The sequence below is a fragment of the Pseudoalteromonas maricaloris genome, from assembly GCF_024746855.1.
Taxonomy (GTDB): Bacteria; Pseudomonadota; Gammaproteobacteria; order Enterobacterales; family Alteromonadaceae; genus Pseudoalteromonas; species Pseudoalteromonas maricaloris.
In genome coordinates, this window is record NZ_CP024626.1 from 351,240 (window position 1) to 371,341 (window position 20,102).

The 20,102-nt window shown below is 43.4% G+C and carries 19 protein-coding genes and 1 pseudogene; 9 read left to right on the plus strand and 11 right to left on the minus strand.

Going from position 1 to position 20,102, the window contains the following annotated elements:
* Positions 1-13 precede the first annotated feature (13 nt).
* The 6 genes from CTT31_RS19350 (at position 14) to CTT31_RS19375 (ending at position 5,055) form a co-directional block, all read left to right on the plus strand.
* Positions 14-1,255, plus strand: coding sequence for an ATP-binding protein (locus CTT31_RS19350; protein WP_211857299.1), 1,242 nt, complete (start codon positions 14-16; stop codon positions 1,253-1,255).
* Positions 1,236-1,751 carry a response regulator transcription factor gene (locus tag CTT31_RS19355; protein ID WP_211857298.1) on the plus strand — a complete coding sequence of 172 codons (516 nt, stop codon included), beginning with the start codon at positions 1,236-1,238 and terminating at the stop codon, positions 1,749-1,751. The genes CTT31_RS19350 and CTT31_RS19355 overlap by 20 nt, the downstream gene beginning before the upstream one ends.
* A gap of 51 nt (positions 1,752-1,802) precedes the next feature.
* Positions 1,803-2,213: a DUF1761 domain-containing protein gene (locus tag CTT31_RS19360; protein ID WP_045987898.1), complete on the plus strand. Its 411-nt coding sequence runs from the start codon at positions 1,803-1,805 to the stop codon at positions 2,211-2,213.
* A gap of 6 nt (positions 2,214-2,219) precedes the next feature.
* Positions 2,220-2,471 (plus strand): hypothetical protein, encoded by a 252-nt coding sequence (locus CTT31_RS19365; RefSeq protein ID WP_010379245.1) that lies wholly within the window; start codon positions 2,220-2,222, stop codon positions 2,469-2,471.
* Between the two features lie 171 nt (positions 2,472-2,642).
* A complete protein-coding gene (locus CTT31_RS19370) occupies positions 2,643-2,903 on the plus strand; it encodes a CBU_0592 family membrane protein (RefSeq protein WP_010379248.1) in 261 nt (86 codons plus the stop codon).
* A gap of 136 nt (positions 2,904-3,039) precedes the next feature.
* Complete coding sequence (locus tag CTT31_RS19375; protein ID WP_260492821.1) at positions 3,040-5,055, plus strand: TonB-dependent receptor plug domain-containing protein; 2,016 nt, start codon at positions 3,040-3,042, stop codon at positions 5,053-5,055.
* Between the two features lie 46 nt (positions 5,056-5,101).
* Here CTT31_RS19375 and CTT31_RS19380 read toward each other — a convergent pair whose 3' ends face one another.
* Positions 5,102-5,767, minus strand: a complete 666-nt coding sequence (locus tag CTT31_RS19380; protein ID WP_130127318.1) for a hypothetical protein — start codon at positions 5,765-5,767, stop codon at positions 5,102-5,104.
* A 145-nt stretch (positions 5,768-5,912) separates the two neighbouring features.
* Between CTT31_RS19380 and CTT31_RS19385 the strand changes: the two genes are divergently transcribed.
* A complete protein-coding gene (locus CTT31_RS19385) occupies positions 5,913-6,683 on the plus strand; it encodes a kinase (RefSeq protein WP_260492822.1) in 771 nt (256 codons plus the stop codon).
* 35 nt (positions 6,684-6,718) lie between these two features.
* Here CTT31_RS19385 and CTT31_RS19390 read toward each other — a convergent pair whose 3' ends face one another.
* The 9 genes and pseudogenes from CTT31_RS19390 to CTT31_RS19430 form a co-directional block, all read right to left on the minus strand.
* Positions 6,719-7,567 (minus strand): Tim44 domain-containing protein, encoded by an 849-nt coding sequence (locus CTT31_RS19390; protein WP_039494867.1) that lies wholly within the window; start codon positions 7,565-7,567, stop codon positions 6,719-6,721.
* Positions 7,568-7,711: 144 nt separating this feature from the next.
* Entirely contained in the window at positions 7,712-8,431 is a 720-nt protein-coding gene (locus CTT31_RS19395) for a DUF3379 domain-containing protein (RefSeq protein ID WP_260492823.1), read from the minus strand.
* Complete coding sequence (locus CTT31_RS19400) at positions 8,431-8,946, minus strand: sigma-70 family RNA polymerase sigma factor (RefSeq protein ID WP_010605216.1); 516 nt, start codon at positions 8,944-8,946, stop codon at positions 8,431-8,433. The genes CTT31_RS19395 and CTT31_RS19400 overlap by 1 nt, the downstream gene beginning before the upstream one ends.
* Positions 8,947-9,102: 156 nt before the next feature.
* Positions 9,103-10,734: a BatD family protein gene (locus tag CTT31_RS19405; protein WP_211857295.1), complete on the minus strand. Its 1,632-nt coding sequence runs from the start codon at positions 10,732-10,734 to the stop codon at positions 9,103-9,105.
* Complete coding sequence (locus CTT31_RS19410) at positions 10,728-12,683, minus strand: vWA domain-containing protein (protein WP_260492959.1); 1,956 nt, start codon at positions 12,681-12,683, stop codon at positions 10,728-10,730. Before CTT31_RS19410 ends, CTT31_RS19405 begins: the two co-directional genes overlap by 7 nt.
* 8 nt (positions 12,684-12,691) lie before the next feature.
* Complete coding sequence (locus CTT31_RS19415; RefSeq protein ID WP_211857293.1) at positions 12,692-13,675, minus strand: vWA domain-containing protein; 984 nt, start codon at positions 13,673-13,675, stop codon at positions 12,692-12,694.
* On the minus strand, positions 13,668-14,099 hold the full coding sequence (locus CTT31_RS19420; protein ID WP_211857291.1) for a DUF4381 domain-containing protein: 432 nt from the start codon (positions 14,097-14,099) through the stop codon (positions 13,668-13,670). The genes CTT31_RS19415 and CTT31_RS19420 overlap by 8 nt, the downstream gene beginning before the upstream one ends.
* Positions 14,100-15,052 (minus strand): annotated as a pseudogene (locus CTT31_RS19425) (DUF58 domain-containing protein).
* Between the two features lie 4 nt (positions 15,053-15,056).
* Entirely contained in the window at positions 15,057-16,013 is a 957-nt protein-coding gene (locus CTT31_RS19430) for an AAA family ATPase (protein WP_010377722.1), read from the minus strand.
* A gap of 268 nt (positions 16,014-16,281) precedes the next feature.
* Here CTT31_RS19430 and fadI point away from each other — a divergent pair, with 268 nt between their 5' ends.
* Entirely contained in the window at positions 16,282-17,592 is a 1,311-nt protein-coding gene (fadI, locus tag CTT31_RS19435; protein WP_010605222.1) for an acetyl-CoA C-acyltransferase FadI, read from the plus strand.
* Positions 17,592-19,694 (plus strand): fatty acid oxidation complex subunit alpha FadJ, encoded by a 2,103-nt coding sequence (fadJ, locus tag CTT31_RS19440; RefSeq protein ID WP_211857290.1) that lies wholly within the window; start codon positions 17,592-17,594, stop codon positions 19,692-19,694. Before fadI ends, fadJ begins: the two co-directional genes overlap by 1 nt.
* Here the strand turns inward: fadJ and CTT31_RS23585 are convergent.
* Positions 19,653-19,862, minus strand: coding sequence for a hypothetical protein (locus tag CTT31_RS23585; protein ID WP_312026974.1), 210 nt, complete (start codon positions 19,860-19,862; stop codon positions 19,653-19,655). The two genes, fadJ and CTT31_RS23585, sit on opposite strands and share 42 nt — an antisense overlap.
* Positions 19,863-20,102: the final 240 nt, after the last annotated feature.

Here is a 20,102-nt window from a genome sequence, read left to right on the forward strand (position 1 = left end):
TTCTTACATTTTCATGAAAATTGCGTTTTCTCCCAACTCTGCATTGGGCCAACTGTTGCTGTTGCGGTCAGTGGCAATCGTTATCCAAATTGTGATGCTAGCGATAGCGGCTGTCGTTTTTGGTAAACAATTTGATTTTGTTTCTGTGGCTGCGGTGGTGGCCGCGGAGTCGGTATTTCAGCTATTAAGTATTTACGCCTACCGTAACACAAAAGAAGCAGCGCCCATTGGCATGACAATGCAATTGTTGGCGGATATTTTGTTTCTTACTATTTTGTTGGATCTGACCGGCGGAGCAACCAATGCGTTCGTGTCTTTGTTGGTACTGCCAACGGTTATTGCAGCAGTAACGATCCCAACTATCAATATGCTGATGGTGTCGGCTGGGGCGATTGGTGCTTATCTCTATCTTTATATAAAAATGTCTCATGAACATGTCCACCATATGGACATGAGCACTCACTTGCTCGGGATGTTAGTTAACTTTACTTTCACTATCATAGTCGTTGTTACTGTGGTGAGCATATTGGTAAAGCAAAATCGAAAAAAAGAGCGAGCAATTGCAATGTTACGAGAGCAGCAGCTACAGCAAGAGCAATTAATCGCATTAGGTAGTGCAGCGGCACAAGCGACCCATCAACTCGCCACGCCAATCGCACATCTGGCGCTATTACACGAAGAGCTAGAGGAGTCGTATCCAAAAGAGGCATGTGTTCAAGAAATGTCAGAACCTCTTGGAAAATGTAAGGAGCAGCTTAATGTCTTTAGAGAATTTACTGAGTATTTAAAGTCAGCGTCTAAACAAATGATAACTGTAGAGCATCTTGCTGAGCAGTTAAAAGAGTTAACGAATTTACAATATCCACAGCAGCATTTTCGATTCGATATCACGAATATTCAGGGGGCACTGTGCGATGATCCTATGTTGATCCCTTCGATTTTAAACCTGATTAGCAACGGTGTGCGAGCAAATGAGCAAGCAAAACAGACTGACATCGACCTGATATTTACCTCAGCGCCGGCTGAACATGTGATCACCATACTCGATAGAGGTGAGGGGATTGCAGAAGAAAGGCTAGCGCAGCTGGGGCACAATGTTGTGAATAGTGAATCAGGACTTGGCATGGCAGTACTGCTGAGTCATGCGACAATTGAACGGCTTGGCGGACATTTACTCATTGAACGCGATGTTAGCTATGGGACAAAATGTACGATTAAACTACCAAGGGGGAGTGATGAAGTTACTGCTTGTTGAAGATGACGTGCCTTATGCACAGACATTAATACGGCGCTTAGAAAAACAAGGTTTTAGTGTTGAACATGTTACTTCCATTGAAGATATGCAGGTGGCTTGTAAACAAGAGGTTTTCGGCTACATATTATTGGATATGAAACTTGGCGAGGCTAACTCAATAAACTTCATAACACAAATCAAGCAACTCAATGCAAATGCTCGAATTGTATTACTAACAGGTTATGCCAGCATTGCGACTGCGGTTGAGGCGATAAAGTTGGGCGCTGACGATTACTTAACTAAACCTGCAAATACCAGCTTGATAGTCCAAACACTGTTGGGTGAGAAAATTCAAGAAGTTGTAGAAGAAGTCATGTCTCCAGAGCGACTAGAATGGGAACATATTCAGCAAGTTCTAAAGGCAAACGAAGGAAATATTTCTGAAACTGCGCGACAACTTAATATGCATAGAAGAACACTGCAGCGGAAATTACAAAAGAAACCTGTTTATAAGTAGGTTTTCACTTATACTCATTATTAAATAAAATAAAATATGCTGAGTTAGTCGATGATACTCTCATTTGAAGCATTAAACCTTTGGGCAATTATTCTCGCCGCTTTGTCTTCCTTTATGTTAGGTGGTATTTGGTATTCTCCAATGCTGTTTCAAAAGGCATGGATGGAGGGGTGTGGACTGACAGAGCTTGACTTACAAACGAGCGATCCCAAGATGACTTTTGGCGTCGCATTTTTGTTGTCTTTGTTATCTGCTGTGTTTATGGCAGTAATGCTTGATCTATCGCTCTCTTTGCTAGCGGCTACCGGAGTTGGGCTTGGTGTGGGAGTTTTTTTCGTCGCCTGTTCACTAGGAATAAGCTATATATTTGAGCAGCGCCCGATGAAACTGTTTTTAGTCAACGGTGGCTATCATGTGTTACAGTTTACGCTCATTGCATTTGTACTCAGGATTATGAGTTAATTCGGTATGGCAAAACCCAATAAAAAAGGTCCTGTTAGAACTGTCGATATTTATTGTGCTGGATGCCGCCAGCAGCTATTTAAGTATCGTAAGGGAGGCAAGGGCAGCCTAGTTAAATGTTTTAAAGAACGGATCACCCAAGATTTTACCACCAACCAAATAAACTGCCCTCATTGTGAGCAAGAGTTTGCCCGCGATACATTAGTGAGAGGTGCGCCAGCACTGAAAATAATTGGTGGCAAGGTCACCTTCAAGTAGTCATTACTTAAATTTTCATTGCTCACTTTTTGTTGTTATCAGACAAATGTCCTGTCTTGAATTTTCCAATTTGTTACTATCTCGCCGTTTGGCTTTGCTGTTTCAACGAATGAAAATGACCCTTCCCATGGAACTGGGCCAGCCTATTGGGTCTTGCTAAATGGAAAAAACATGATCGATTTAATGTTCGATATCATCGGTATGACAGGCACTTTCTTGGTTGTTGGTGCATTCTTTATGCTACAACTGGAAAAGGCATCTCCCGATAGTTTAACGTATAACTTAATGAATTTAAGTGGTGCGATCCTACTACTGATTAGTCTTTGTTATAACTTTAACCTTGCAAGCTTTGTAATTGAGCTATTTTGGATCGCAGCGTCTTTAATTGGTTTATTTAAATATTTCAAAGCGAGAAAGTTGGCATCGGCTTAGAGTCTAAAAGAAAAGGCTAATCAAAAACTTGCGTAGTGGCTAGGAGCAAGTATTATTAAGTTAATCATATGCTGCTACGTAGGTTAGAGTAATCTAACACTACGAGTGAAGTGTGGGAACATAGAGCTCGTATAATATGAAAAACTTAAGCGCTTTAATTAAAGTCACACCATTATTACTTCCTTTTGCGGTAGTCGCTGAACCAGAAGCTACGGACTCCGACCTTTATCAGCTTTCGTTTGAAGAGCTGTTGAACGTAAATGTCTCTATCGCAACCAAAACCGACGAAACGAGAGCATCGGTTCCCTCTAGTATTACTGTTTTTAATTCAGAACAAATAAATAGCCTAGGTGTCGACAATGTTTATGATTTAATGAACTTTGTACCTGGTTTTCAATCTACTCGAGGCGATTGGGTCGGGGCTGTGCCAAAAGAGCATACTCGCGGTGTGTACTTGGATACTGGACATGTGTTAGTGATGATTGACGGCCAAAGGCTCAATGAGTCCTCATTTGGTAAAGCATCAGTCTACACACCTTACATTCCGATTGAGATTATCAATAAAGTTGAATTTATCCGAGGTCCCGGTTCCGCCCTGTATGGTAGTAACGCCTTTCTTGGCGTGATGAATATTATTACCAAAAAGCGTAATAATCAGCTTTCTGTTGGTTATGGTGAACACGGCAGTGCGCAAGCAGCGTTGAATCTTTCAAGGCAAGTGTCGGACGAAACACGGCTCTATGCCAATTTAGCATTTAATAAACGCTCAGGGGATAGCTATTTTGGAGGTGCTGTAAAAGACCCGTTAGAATCACTTTTTGTTGTATTTGGAGGTAGCCATCAAGCGTTAACATGGCAAGTAAGGTTTAACCGTACTCAACTTGATGAGTTTTTAAATCTTTCCCGTTATTCCCCTGAAAACGAGCATAAAAGTGAGAACTATGCAGCAACATTTGAGTATCATTGGCAAGCTACTGAGCAACTAGAGTTAACGCATAAGTTAAGCTTTATTGAGCATAATATAGAAAGTGCAGGACTCATCGTTACTGCAGCAGAAATTGGTATCACGCAAGGAGGGGACTTCTTAGTTGGTCCAGCTTGGCAATCCAGAGACTTAACTTATAACTTAGATGGTGGTTATAAACAAAACGACCGGTTACAGTGGAATTTTGGCGTTGAGCTATCAAAAGAAGAACAAAGTAAAGCAGGCGTTAGAACCTCATATTACGATCAAAGTGCCGGTGATATTATCATCTATAACCACACTTATTTAGGTGGTATTCAAACCATATCTGATTACGCCCCTTTTTATCCGTTGCGACAAGACTTTGATTCATATGCTGGATACGTTCAAGCAAAGTATCGGTTTAGCGAGCAACTGAGTATGTTCGCGGGTGCACGATATGACGAAGTGAAAGATATAGATGATAAGTTATCGCCTAGACTAGCGTTCGTTTATGGTTACGATGAGGCAAACACTTTTAAGTTGCAATATGGGGAGTCTTTTCGCACCCCTGTGAGCAACGAACTTAACTCAAATGATGATGTTACATCAGGTAATTCGGAGTTAACTTCAGAATATGTAAAAACCACAGAGCTTGTTTGGCACTATCAAGATGAGTCTAAACAGTTTGATGTAGTGTTATTTGATAATAAGCTTGAAGACTTCATTAATCTAGTACCAATAGATGATGAACAAGCGGAGTTTACATTTGATAACGTCTTTGAGACGAGCATGCAGGGTATTGAAGTTAATGCTAATTTTAATCTGAGTGGCACAACTTGGATACAAGGCGCATACACCCAGTTATTTGACGAGCCATTAAATGGCAGTTTTAAAAAGTTTGCTGCACTTGCCTTTACTCATAAAAGAGAGGCGGTAGAAGTAACTTTAAATGCAATTTGGCGAGACACAACATTTATACCTGCTCCCCCTGAGTCAATTGTCGATGATTTCGAGCAGTCAAGTTACTACCTCATCGGCGGCACCGTTTCTTTCAATTTGGATAATCACGCTAAAATTCAACTGAAAGCTGAAAATCTTTTTGATAAAAAATACACCGTATTTGATCCAAGATTGATTGACGGTCATGTGCCACAACAGGGCAGAAATATCATGATTCTGTTTGAATATCGCTTTGGATTAAAATGATAATTAAAACCACCATTTATGAACTAATGGTGGTTTTTTTGCTTTCTTAGAAAGGATCAGGACATTTTCCTTTGCAAGGGTAGCCATTCCATCTGAGGATGATATTTCGCGATGTTGAGGATGAATAACCATCGTTATCACGAACTTTAGCCATTACATTGAAAGAGTCTCCATCTTGTCCAACAAGTTCAGTGGATGAACCACTCTGTTTTACGCCATTAACCCAAAGCTCCTGAGAACCAATCGAACCATCTTTATCTCTGGCAACGATATACACATGTCTATTAGCACTACCAGCTATTGCGCTATGCCAAATTTCGACCGACGGTTTATAGTCACACACAGTTTCATAAACGGCTTCCGAATGAGAAAAAGGAACATTATGTGCTGTACAAGATACTAAGTGAGTTTCTCGTAAGCGTGCGCCAGTAACTCCGGTAACCCACTGTTCTACTAATTCTTGTAGCTGAGCGCTATTTGAAGTTTGTAATGGTATATACTTGCGAATTGTAACAAAGTTATCATCCACGACATGACAACTTCCAATTCCAGAGGGACATGTGCTGTAGGCATATTCACCTACGCACGAAGCTTCACCTTCATAAAAGTTTTTAGTACCTGTTTGCTCGCTTCTGCAGTTAACCGGTTCATACTCTACGGCATTTGAGAAGCATGAAACACACATTAGAATTGAATAGATTATTACTTTCATACGTTTTCCTTGTTGTTTTTATATTACATACAAAAGATATATTTTTATTTATTAATTGTAAATGTTTGGTGTTTTGATTTTTTGGTTTTATAAAGAGGTGATCGAAATGGCTTTGGCTTATAAGTTAAAGAATAGGATAGACAAAATGTTTTCAACTGGAGACTTCTCATACCCTCTACTAGTAGGAGTTTCTGGCGTTCAGGGCTCTGGTAAATCAACACTAAGCTATTCTCTTTGTAAACAACTTAGGGAAGTTGGCATTGCCTGTAAGTGTGTGTCTCTTGATGATTTTTATTTAGACCCAGAAGAGCGGGCAGTGCTTGCTTCAAAGTTTCATCCGCTGTTTCAACAAAGAGGCTTGCCTGGTACTCATGATCTGCAACTATTACAAGGTGTTATAGACAGGTTTAAACGCGGCGAAGCATTAACTTTACCTGTATTTGATAAATCAATTGATAGGAAGTTGCCAAAATCAAAATGGCGAGAAGTTGAGGCGGGTTTACAGGTACTTATTATCGAGGGGTGGTGTATGGGAGTGGAGCCGCAGCCTAGCTATGAGTTAGCATCTCCCGTTAATCAATTTGAGCAAGAGTTTGATAAAGACGGTTCGTTTCGCTTACAAGTGAACCACATTTTATGTGAAGAGTATCAAGCTATTTTTTCACAATTAGATAGTCTCATTTATTTAAATGGAATGAGCTTCGACAGAGTATATCAGTGGCGCCTGCAACAAGAGCATATGCTCAAAGCATCGACTGGAAAGGGAATGAGTGATGAGCAAGTTAGACAATTCATTCAGCCATTTCAACGCCTTTCGGTATGGGGGATGCAAAGCTTACCAAACATCGCAGATATTGAAGTGTGTTTGGGTGAGGATAGAGCTGTGCTGCAAATAAACACTCAACTTGGTGAATAAACAAGTTGAGTGTAATTTTTACTAAAGTTGATGAATTAGGCCGCTAGCTCTTCAACACCAACGATTAACCAGGGTGCATCCCCCGTCGTTTTACGCTCTAAGTGCCATATTTCGTGGATAGGTTCTTCTTGCATGTCGCCGAGGTCACGATATTTGCCACTAAACTTAATGCTAACTTCCCAAACGTCAGGGCGTGTATCTGCACGGACTAACTCAGCATCAACAAACATCACTTCAGTATTAACGTCGCCTTGCTGCTCTCGCTCACGTTTGAACTCTTCAACCAACTCTGGACTCAAGTATTCAGAAACCGTCGAAAAGTCGTTGTTATTCCAAGCGGTTTGAATGGTTTGATAATGCTGCCTTGCGCCTTGTAAAAAGCCGTTGATATCAAAATCTCTAGGCAGATTCATAGGCACGCTACTTGCGCCAAAACCACCGCCAATTGGTCCTTGGTTTTGAAATTGTTGTGGTGGTGGCGTATTGTTGTAGCCACCCATGTGCGGCGCACCGGCATAACTTGGCTGCTGTTTTTTTGCAAGCATGCCTTTAACCAATTTGAAGATTAAAAAGGCAGCAGCGGCAAGCAAAATCATTTCAAGGAATTGAAATCCTTCAAAATCATCGCCAAGCATTGCGGCAATTAGACCACCGGCTAGTAATCCGCCAAGTACACCGGCCATAATGCCTTTTTTACTCGACTTAGGTGTCGTAGTCGATTTTGCATTTAATGCTTGTGTATCAGTTTGCTGCTTTTGTTGGGTTGTTTGTGTTTGCTGGGTTTTTCCTGAGCTCTTACTACCAAACTTCTTTCTTGCTTCAGCATTAAAACTAGCTGTAAATAAAAAAGAAACAAGGGAAAGTAACACAATGAAATGTTTCATAAAGTTCCTATATACCAAAATAACTGCCGCCATTGTAAAGAACTAACATGGCTATTTAAATAGGTATGTACCTCAATTAAATTTGTATTTTGAGAGGTTTAGTAAGGATATTGAGACACCGCCCCAAAGAGTGGGGCGGTGGCGTTATAACCAGCGCAGTGAGCTTGTCACTTCTGATTGGAAGGTTTCAATCGGCGTACCTCGGTTTGCCACCAGTATGGTGTTGGCTTTGCCATCATGAGCAATTAAGCCTTCAAAGCGGTTATCACCAAAACTATCTTTGCCGTCAATCGTACTTTGTTGACCAGCTGGCACGACAAAAACCGTGAGTGGACCAAACTCGGATTGCATAACCAAGTGAAGGCTTTTTTGGCCTTTAAAATTACAAAATGTCGCGTAAACCACTTTACCCGGCAAGTTGTCGAACTTACCCCCAAACATCGCGAGCTTCTCGTTCACGGTTTGCAGTGACACTGTTTCTTGCTTTTGCAGTGCATTCTCTTCGTAATACACATGAGCAAGCGCATGTTCACCGGTATCGACAGGGTGTCCAAAACCACCAAAGTAAAAGACCACGGCGGCAAAAAATACACTGGCGGCAATTGCAAATGGTGCAGTAGCGCGTCTAAACCAAGACATTTTCACTACTTTGTGTTCTTCCGTTTCAAGCTCCTTTTGCTTTGCAATTATCTTATCAGCCAACCCCTCAGGCACATCAATATCGAGTGATTTTCCCAAGAAATCGTCGAAAGCTTGCATTTCTTCGACCAGTGCTTGCAACTCAGGTTGCTGTTCGGCCTGTTTCTTGACCTCTTCATCATGAGGATCAGCAACGAGGCGGCGTCGAAATTCGAGTTCATCCATCAGTTTGATGCCCCCTTTATTGGTTCATATTCAGTCGTTAAAGCGTCTTTTAGCTGGTTGCGAGCACGGTATAACCTTGTCATCACCGTGTTTTTATTCAGCTCAAGTATATCGGCGATTTCATCCCCAGAGCATCCCATCACCACTTGCAGTAGCAGTGGTTCACGATATTCTGGTGCTAAGTTGGCTATTTGTCGTTGCACAACGGTTTGCTCCATTGCATCATCCAAAGCCGAACTGGTATCGTCGACCAGCGTATCTTGTTCAACCTCCGCATAGTCAAATTGCTTGCGCTCAAAACGACGTGCATTCTCTCGTCTTAAAATAGTTAATAACCAAGGCTTTGCTGCATTTTCATCTTGTAATGAATCGAGTGCGCGCCAAGCCCGCAAAAAAGTTTCTTGTACTAAGTCTTCTGCTATTGTCGGATCGCCAGACAACCAATAAGCGAACTTATATAGCTCTTTATGGTACATCCGAACCAGTGACTCGTAGTGATGTTGTTTACTGGCCATATCTATGAGACCTATCTTTTTGCAGGTTTATTTCAACAAAAACGTATTTTATTTTAGTTGATTTTGGGAATGTATCTCACACCAAGCATAATGGATCTGTTAATTATTTACTAACAAATCTAGTTCGTCTTGCAATAAAAAAGCGCCCTGAGGCGCTTATTGATATAGATTGCCTAAATTCTGGCTTTTATTTGTGTGAACCGTGCTTTTTACACTGGTTTTAATTTCATCATATAGTTGAGACAAGTCTACTTTTGCGCTATTGCCTCCATACAGCGAGCTTTGTAGCGTTTGTACCTGTGCGCGCAATGAGCTGGGTTGAAGTGCTAGCCATTGTGTCATGGTGATATTTTGTTGTTTGGTGTAGCGCAGTAGCGCTTGATAAAAGCCCGCTGGGTTATCTTGCTTAACCGCTTCTTCAAACGAAATAAAAAGTGCTGGATTTTCATCAGTGACCGTATTTACTAGTGGGTTTGAGGCCGGTTTTGCCCTTAGGCGCCATATTAGTAATGTTATTAGCCATAATACGTATCCGAAAGCGGCGAGTCCCCACATCCACAGCGGGATAACTTGCTCTGTGATCACGTTGGTTTGCGTAGCCGTTGATGGATTTACGCTTGGACTTGAAAGCGGCTGCGTGATTGGAGCAGCCTGTGGTAAGGCAGGCTGATTTGGATCATGAATTACGCTGACAGACTTACTTGGTAATGTCGCAAACTCTCCACGTTTAGTGATGGTGTTAAACCAAGGTAGTTTTACTTCGGGCAGAGTAAAATCACCGGCAAGTTGCGGTAGGTAAGCAAAAGAAATGGTTAACTGTGAGATGACTTTTCCATCTCGGGTAATTTGCTTACGCTCTGACGCGTCTGGATAAATTCTAAAGCCATTAACGTCTTCGAGCTGAATGTCAGGAAGCTGCTCTTTAGTAACACCCACTGCAGTGAGTGTTAGTGTTCGCGTGATGGGCGTCCCAACCATAAACTCGGTATCTTTGGGCTGCCATTCTTCAGAAAAATTCAAATATTCACTGGGTAGCCAGTTATCAGCAGCGTTAGCAGGGATTGGAGATACTGAAAAGTCAATGGTATTGCCAACCGCAGAAGTCGCCATTCTACGATAGCCATCTCTGATCTGGCCGTTGAAGATCGGCGGCTCTATGCTGAAATCACCACTTTTTTGTGGTTGGATCATATATTCGCGAGTGAGCACCATGTAGCGTCGGCCGTCAATAACTTCGTATTCTTCACTGGCTTTGCCCAATTGTGTGAAATTAGCGCCATCTGATATTGGGGCACTCAGTTGACCATCTAGTAGTTCTTTTCCTACATAGAGCTTAACGGTATAAAGCGCAGCCTGTTGAACATAGAGATTTTTTGTCTTGAGTTCGGTTTTTACGAATATATCTTCACTTTGCTGCTCATCATCACGAGCGACAACTTTTATTTCGATCGGCTGGGTCGTTTCACCATCTACCTCTAACGCAGGAATGGTGTAAGTACCCGGAGTGCGAGCAACGAGCTGCATTTGCCAGGTAGTGGAGCTTGAAACACTACCATTAATGATACTGGTTCTAGAACTGGTATTCACCGGGCTGGTGATAAAGTCGTTACTAAGCACAGAAACATCAGGAATGGTGCCTTTGACTTTGCCCTCAGCGATAATCGACAACGTGAAATATTCACCTGCGAGCACTGGGTTTTTGTCTACGCTGGCTGTGAGATTTTCCAAAGCCAACGAGGCGTGGCTTAATATCAACAAAGACAGAAAAAATAGAATGCGTTTTACCATGATTTTTCAGCTCCTCTTGGTAGACGTCTTTGTTTGCGTTGTTGTGCTTCTAGTTGCATTTTATTTCTCAATAATATGGCCGGATCATCAGGTACTTTTCTAAGCAGTTGATTAAGCTGTTGCGCTTTCTCAATTTCTTCAGGGGTAAGTGGCCGACTATCTTGCATCATTGCAGCCTGTGCCTTTTCTTCATCCTGCGGTGATTGCTTGGGATCGGGCGTAGGTGCGGCTTGTGCTTGCTGTTGTTTTTGCTCTTGAGTTTGTTCGTCAGCTGCTTGCCGGTCTTGGCGGGCAGCATCTAGCTCTGGCTCGTTGTTGTTTTGTTCTGACTCACTTCCTGCTTGTGAATTCTGTTGGTCTTGCTGACTTTGTTGGTCCTGCTGACCTTGTTGGTCCTGCTGACCTTGTTGGTCCTGCTGACCTTGTTGCTCTTGCTGACCTTGTTGGTCTTGCTGACCTTGTTGGTCTTGCTGACCTTGTTGGTCTTGCTGACCTTGTTGGTCTTGCTGACTTTGTTGGTCTTGCTGACTTTGTTGGTCTTGCTGACTTTGTTGGTCTTGCTGACCTTGTTGGTCCTGCTGATTTTGCTGCTCTTGCTGATCCTTTAACGCTTCGACTAACGCTTTATTATCCTTCGCTTGCGTAAAATCAGGAGCTAGGGATAAGGCTTTTTCGTAGGCAGAAATTGCGTCGTCTAATTTACCAAGCCGTGCTAGCGCATTGCCCAAATTGTATTGGCCTTCTACTGAGCTTGTTTGTTCGAGTGTTTTTACCGCTCCTTCGTAATCTCCAGCTTTATATAGGGCTGCACCTTTTAGTACCGGATTATCGGCAAGAGCAGCTTCATCGAACGCTTCATTTTGGTAGGCCTGCAGCGCGTTTTGGTCGCTATTTTTAAACCACTGTGTCCATTCATTCGCCAGCGCTTTTTGCTGCGGCAACATCGAAAAAACAACCAAAGCACTGAGCATAACTGCGTGATTTCGAACCAATAGCAGTGCAAGTGGGATAAGTACAATCAGCAGATATATTCCCGCATCTACTCGCCACTTAGCACTTTCTTGGTCGCGTTTAAGCACCGATGTATTTGCACCCAAATTAGGTTTAAATGTTTCTATGTCACTGCTGTCAGCGGTATAGCTGGCAAATTTTCCACCTTTTACTCTAGCGAGTTTTTCAAGTCGAGTCGGGAATAACTTTGGCACGACTATCTGACCATATTGGTCTTTTAAAAAGCCGCCTTCAGGTAATTTGATTGGTGCGCCTTGCGCCGTACCTAAGGCATAGATACTTAACTTAAATGGGCTGTCAGAAAGAAGCTTTTGTACATCTTCAGCGTCTTCTTGTTCAAGTCCATCGGTTACCAAAATAATGTCACCATAGGTTGCACTTGCACCTGTTAACAAGCTAACGGCTTCTTCGATGCCTGCATATACGTTAGAGCCTTTTGAGGGCATGATCTCTGGACGAAGGCTCGGGATCAAATTCTCAAGAGTGGTGACGTCCGTTGTGAGTGGTGACACGGTAAAAGCATCGCCTGCATAGGCAACTAAACCCGTTTCGCCTTCTTTAAAGAGCTTGAGCATGTCTAAAGTCTTAAATCTCGCTTGCGTTAAGCGGTTTGGCGCGAGATCGGTCGAGTACATAGAATAAGACATATCCAGCACTAACACTCTAGGTGCCTGAGTTTTAAAAACCGGTACTTCTTGTTTTTCGATACTTGGTCCTGCAACCGCAATAATGGCCAACAAAAAAAACACAATACCAAGCCAAGAGTTACTTTGTTTTTGGTGCTTTTGACCATCGGCTCCCATCACCACCTTCATCAGGTGCGGTGCGATAAGTTGCGCTGATTTTTGATTGGACTTTTTAGACCATTGCAATGCACTGTATATCACCCAAGGAATAAGGAGCCAAAGTAGATGTGGGCGAATAAATTCAAATTCCATCATATTATTTACCCTCTTAATTTTGTTCTTAGTACGAGACTTAGCTGAACCACAAAAAGCAAGCCGAGTATCGCGAGGAGAGGAATATAAAACAGTGAAATCTTAGGACGGAAAGTCTGTGTTTCATCACTTATCGGCTCTAGCTCATCGAGCATAGCGTAGATCTGTTGTAGGCCTTCCACGTCTTTTGCGCGAAAATATTGCCCACCAGTTTCTTTGGCGATATGTTGCAACGTTTTCTCGTCGATACTACTACCAGCCATAGAATTAAAACCAAATAAACCAAAACCGCGTCTACCATCAGAGCCAACACCAACAGTATAAATCTTTATGCCCTCTTCTCGGGCTAAGATCAGTGCTTCTTCTGGTTGAAGGTTGCCCGCGGTGTTTTGACCATCGGTCAGCAAAATCAAGATTTTGTTACTTTGTTCACGTTTACCAAAACGCTTTACCGACAAACCAATAGCATCGCCAATCGCTGTGGCGCGTCCAACTAAACCAATTTGTGCCTCACTAAGCATTTGGCTAACCGTCGCTAAATCTCGGGTGAGTGGCGTTTGCAAAAACGCGGTGTCACCAAAAAGAATAAGTCCCAGACGATCTCCTTGGCGCGCTTCGATAAAGTCGCTAACAACGGCTTTGACGACAGACAATCTGTCCACTAAGCGACCTTGGTATTCCATATCTTGCTCTGTCATTGAGGCCGACAAGTCAACGGCAAGCATAATATCGCGTCCCTCGTTTGGTACAACGATTGGGTCGTCAAGCCAAGTCGGGTTTGCCGCTGCGGTTACCAGTAGTAGCCAGATGAGTGTTTCTACTAGGCTTACTTTTGCGCGCTTATTGAGTTGATTTGTGCTCGCGAGTTGTAACTTTGCGGCACTTGGCATACGAATATTGATGTTGGTCTGCGCGATACTCGGTTTAAACTTCGCAATTAGCCAAGGCAGAGGTAACAATAAAAAGGCAAGGGGCCAACTAAACTCAAACATCGAGACGCTCCTTCACTTTGAAGGTATTAATCGCACGACATAGTTTATCGCTGAGTGCGGGGTCTTGAGTCGGAGCATATAACGAGTCGAGCTCTTGCTGAGTGAGTTCAACGCGTGTGAGTCTTGCTTGTAGCGTTAACCATGCTTGGCCCGATCTACTTGCAGCGGTATCACCGTAATAGTGTTTTACTAAACGTTTGAGTATGGTGTGTAATGCTTGGGCATTACCCTGCGAATGACTCAGTTTTACGGCTTCCTTTTTTGCCTTTAAAAATTGCTGGCGACGATACAATAGCCAACATATAGCCCCAAATATTGTGAGTAGAACACAAATGGCTCCCCACATTGGATAAGAAAGTGGCCACCAGCTCACGCTTTGAGGGATGACCACATCATTAAGCTGGTCGAGTGGATTGACTTGCATTTAACCCCTCATGATTTGTAATTCGATTGGTAATGACGCGTCGTACTTTTGTAACGACATACCAGAGCGCTTAAGTAGCGCTAATCTTCGATTGAAAAAGTCAGACGCATTTTGCGAGAATTTGTCTCTAAATTGCTTGTCCATCAAGGGCAATGTCCAGTTTTGTTCACCAGCTGAGACCTCAATCGCTTGACTGTATTCAGGCAGGTGATGCTCAAAAGGATCGCTTACCATACAACCAATTACTTCGTTATGGCGGGTGGCACGCTCTAGCAATTTAAAGCTTTCATCATTCAACTCCGTAAAGTCCGAAATGAGATAAATCAGGCTGCCGGGTTTGGCTAGATGCACAAGCCGTTTTAAATTCTCATTGAAACGATCCCCCGAGGGGGAGTCTCTTTTTGAATTAATGCTTGTTCGTGTAGGGCACAAAACTGATGAGCTAGCGCAAGCACTCCACGGTCGCGAGCAATCGGTTTTAGCTCGTGGTGATTGCTGTCATTAAATACCACACCACCAACACGGTCGCCGCGTTGGCATGCAGCCCAAGACACCAAAATGCCTAAGTGCGCCGCAAGCACCGACTTAAGTAACAGCTTTGAACCAAATAGCATGCTTGAGGAAAAGTCACAAAATACAAAAACGGGGCGTTCTTTCTCTTCTTGAAAGAGTTTCGTGTGTGCTTCACCGGTACGCGCGGTAACTCGCCAGTCAATCGCACGAATATCATCACCATATTGGTATTGTCTGACTTCAGCGAACTCCATCCCCCGACCTTTATGCGGTGCAAGGTATTGTCCTGATTGAGCACTTTTCACTTTTCCTCTTGGTTTGAGCGAAAGTAAATGCGCTTTGGACTTATAAAAAAGTAGCTCTTTCAGGCCGAGTTCGACACCATTACTGTGGCTTTCATTAAACCAGCTGGCTGAATTAAACTGCTTGATGTCGTTCATAGTATTATGGAACAGCAACCAATTCTAAAATCTTACTGATCACCTGATCTTTGGTGATCCCATCCGCCTGTGCCTCATAACTCAGCACGATACGGTGGCGTAGCACGTTATGTACCACAGCTTGAATATCTTCTGGGGTGACAAAGTCTCTGCCTTGTAGCCACGCATGAGCACGAGAACATTTATCAAGCGCAATTGTAGCTCGAGGGCTCGCACCATAATCAATCCAGCTTGCAAGCGTTGCATCAAAGCGTTGTGGCTGTCTGGTCGCAATAATTAATTGTACAAGATATTGCTCCAGAGGCTCAGCAAGGTGCATGCTTAGTACGGTTTTACGGGCCTCAAATAGGGTTGCTTGACTAATAGGTGTGAAGGTTGCTTGATACTCCTCCAGCGCCTCGCCACGAGTGAGGCGCAAAATATCGACCTCGGTTTCTGCATCCGGATAATCGATATTCAGATGGAGTAAAAAGCGGTCAAGCTGCGCTTCAGGTAGCGGGTATGTACCTTCTTGTTCAAGCGGGTTTTGCGTTGCCATTACCATAAATAGCTCAGGTAACGGATACGTTGTTTTGCCAACGGTTATTTGGCGTTCGGCCATTGCTTCTAGTAGTGCTGATTGCACTTTGGCTGGCGCTCGGTTGATTTCGTCAGCCAAAATCAAATGATGAAAAAGCGGGCCTTTCTCAAATACAAATTCATTGGTTTGTTGGCGATAGATATCTGTACCAGTTACATCAGAAGGCAATAAGTCAGGGGTAAATTGGACGCGTTGGAAGCTCCCTTCAATGCCTTTAGCCAGCGCATTTACTGCACGGGTCTTAGCTAGACCTGGGGGGCCTTCAACCAATAAATGACCATCTGCTAAAAGCGCGATAAGCAAGGATTCGGTCAGTGCACTTTGTCCTAAAATTTGGGTATCTAAATATTCTTTTAGTTGAGAAAACTCGTTTACTGCCATGAGACTGCCTTTTAAGCCGACAAAAATAAAAATAGTTATATGGACGCGGAATGAATAATCAAGTTGATTAGACCCATAATTTTAGAAAAGTTCATAAATTTTAAATAACAATTTCAAATACTTTGAGATTGCTTGAAAAAGCATCTAAAGTTGGTTTTCACGGTTTAAAAAGCAGCCATTTCGTGCTTTGCTATTGGCAACTTCGATTTGGTTGTTTAGAATCGGAGGAAATTAACAGGTCAGACCTGTCAGCGGGAGAGCAAAATTCATGTCTGAACAAAACATACTAAAAACATCAAAAGGCGACCGAATCGCTATCGTGAGCGGCCTGCGTACGCCATTCGCAAAGCAAGCTACCGCTTTTCACCACGTTCCAGCCCTAGATTTAGGTAAAATCGTCGTCAACGAAATGCTTGAGCGTTTGAACTTCGATCGTAAAGAAATCGACCAACTGGTATTCGGCCAAGTTGTACAAATGCCGGAAGCACCAAACATTGCGCGTGAAATCGTGCTTGGCACTGGCATGCCCGTTTCTGTTGACGCTTACTCTGTATCACGTGCATGCGCAACCAGTTTCCAAGCGATTGCTAACGTTGCAGAGAGTATTATTTCAGGTCAAGTGAGTGTCGGTGTCGCTGGTGGTGCGGATTCTTCATCAGTGCTACCGATTGGCGTGAGCAAAAAGCTTGCAGGTAGCCTTGTTGACTTGAACAAAGCACGTACACTTAAGCAGCGTTTACAGATTTTCTCAAAGCTAAGACTCAAAGACTTACTACCAGTGCCACCGGCAGTTGCAGAATATTCGACTGGCTTATCAATGGGGCAAACCGCTGAGCAAATGGCTAAGACTCACGGGATCAGCCGTGCAGATCAAGATGCGATGGCGCACCGCTCACATACCTTAGCTGCAAAAGCGTGGTCGGAAGGCTTATTAAACAATGAAGTAATGGCTGCCCATGTTGAGCCATACAAAAGCTTTATTGATAAAGATAATAACATCCGTGAAAACTCCTCATTGGAAAGCTACGCCAAGTTAAAGCCTGTATTTGACAGACAGCACGGCTCAGTAACTGCAGCAAATGCAACGCCACTGACCGATGGTGCGGCGGCAGTATTAATGATGAGCGAAAGCAAAGCCAAAGCGCTTGGTTATGACATCTTAGGTTATGTGCGTAGTTTCGCCTTCTCTGCTATCGGCGTACACGAAGATATGTTGATGGGTCCTGCACATTCAACGCCTGTAGCACTTGACCGTGCGGGTATTACACTTGCTGATCTTGACCTGATAGAAATGCATGAAGCTTTCGCAGCGCAAGCGCTGTCCAATATGAAAATGTTTGGCTCAGACAAATTCGCGCAAGAAAAACTTGGTCGCAGTAAAGCAATTGGCGAAATCGACATGGATAAGTTTAACGTGCTTGGTGGTTCACTTGCATATGGTCACCCATTCGCAGCAACCGGCGCACGCTTGATCACGCAAAGCCTACATGAGCTTAAGCGCCGCGGCGGTGGTCTTGCATTGACAACTGCCTGTGCTGCAGGTGGTCTTGGAGCAGCATTCGTATTGGAGAGCGCATAATGTCAGTATTTTCTTATGAATTAAACGACCATAAAGTCGCCATCGTCACCATCGACGTGCCGGGCGAAAAAATGAACACCCTACGTGATACATTTGCTGATGAATTATTAGAGATCATCGCAAAGAGTAAGCAAGACGACGTAACGGGTATGGTTTTTATCAGTGGTAAAGACGATAATTTTATCGCTGGTGCAGACATTAAAATGCTAGACAGCGCGAAAACCCGCGAAGATGCGTTAGCGATTTCGGAAATGTGTCATAAAACTTTCTTTAAATTGGCTGATTTACCATTCCCGACCGTTGCCGCGATCCACGGTGTAGCACTGGGTGGTGGCTTAGAGTTTGCGCTGGCTTGTGATTACCGTGTATGTACTGAAGACAGCAAGACTAAATTGGGTCTTCCAGAAGTACAGCTTGGTCTATTGCCAGGCGGTGGCGGTACACAGCGTCTACCGAAATTAGTTGGTATTCAAAAAGCACTTGAATGGATGCTAACTGGTAAACAAGTTCGACCTAAGCAAGCGAAAAAAGCGGGCCTAGTTGACGATTCCGTGCCGCACAGTATTTTACTCGACGTAGCGGTGAAGCTTGCCAGAAAAGGTAAGCCTAAGCCTCGCAAACCGAAATTAGACAAAATTAGCCAATTGCTAGAGTCTAACCCGTTCGGACGCAATATCATTTTCAAAAAAGCACAAGAAAATGTTGAGAAGAAAACGGGTGGTCACTATCCAGCGCCGCTCGCTATCATCAAAGCGGTACGTGCATCTGTAGAGCTGGACAAGCTTAAAGGTTATAAAACCGAAGCCGAGGGTTTTGCTGATTTAGTGATGTCTGAAGTATCGCGCTCGCTACGTGGGATTTTCTTTGCGACAACGGAAATGAAAAAGGATTTCCAAGGTGAAGATCTTGCTCCTGTGAAGCGTGTTGCAGTGCTAGGTGGTGGCTTAATGGGCGCAGGTATTACCCATGTTAGTGCGGTTAAAGCAGGCACACCAGTACGTATTAAAGATGTTGCGCATCAGGGCATTAGCAACGCATTAAATTACAGCTATAAGATCCTAACTCAACGCCAAAAGCGTCGTATTATTTCAAAGGCAGAGATGCAGTCAACTTTGAATATGATCACGGGGACAACAGATTACTCTGGTTTTAAACACACAGACATGGTGATTGAAGCCGTATTTGAAGACTTAGACCTTAAACAGTCGATGGTGGCGGATATTGAACGCGAATGTAGTGAGAGTACGATATTTGCAAGTAATACGTCATCATTACCAATCGGCCAAATCGCGGCAAAAGCGACGCGTCCTGAAAACGTAATTGGTTTGCATTATTTCTCACCAGTAGAAAAAATGCCGCTGGTGGAGATCATTCCGCACGACACCACCAGTGATGAGGTTATTGCGCGCACTGTGGCTTTTGCTCGTAAGCAAGGGAAAACACCAATCGTCGTAAAAGACAAAGCTGGTTTTTACGTAAACCGTATTCTGGCACCTTATGTCAACGAAGCAGCAAATCTTTTGCTTGCCGGTGAGCCGATAGAGAAAATCGATCAAGCCTTGGTTGAGTTTGGTTTCCCAGTTGGTCCTCTTGCGCTTCTTGATGAAGTAGGTGTAGACATTGGCTCTAAGATTGCGCCAATTCTAGAAAAAGAATTAGGTGCTCGATTTAAGGCGCCGGATGCTTTTGCACGTATGATAGATAGTAAACGTCTTGGTCGCAAATCTGGTCGTGGTTTCTACACCTATGAAGGTAAAAAAGGCAAGCAAGTGGACGAGTCAGTTTATGAGTTACTCGGTGTCACGCCTTCTCCTAAATTGAATAAACAAGAAATTGCGAACCGCTGCGTTGCACAGATGCTCAATGAGGCTGCGCGCTGTCTTGATGAAGGTATTATCCGTAATGCAAGAGATGGTGATATTGGTGCTATTTTTGGCATTGGTTTCCCTCCATTCTTGGGCGGCCCATTTAGTTATATGGACAAAAAAGGCGCCAATAAGGTGTGTTCAGAGCTATCAACATACGCTGCTGATAACCCTGTATTTACACCTGCGGAGCCGCTACTTGCTATGGCCGAAGAAGGCAAAGCTTATTACGAGTAACGATACCAATTTATCTAGGGCTTGTTGACCTTCGCTGTTTGATTTTTGTTCTTCTGAGTGTGTTTTGGTAGCGACGCTCGACTTGCCGCCTAGTAATCTAGGCAAAAGTTGAGCAACAATGAACAAAGCGCACTCAGGTGAACCCAAAGGGCAGCGCTTGACTGGCATTTCTACTGTGTTATCGCCAGGCTTACATAGAATGACTATGCTACGCAGGCTTTGCCTTGTATAAATACCAGTCAAACTGCTGCAAAAACAAACTTGAAAGATCAACAGGCCCTAATACTCGCTTAAAAATATCCTATCTGTAAGCCGCTGTAATGCGGCTTTTTTCGTTCTCTGGTCTAGACTTAATAGCTGTAATGGTATGTAACTTTTGTACCATCGACATGGATTCTACAGCACCTA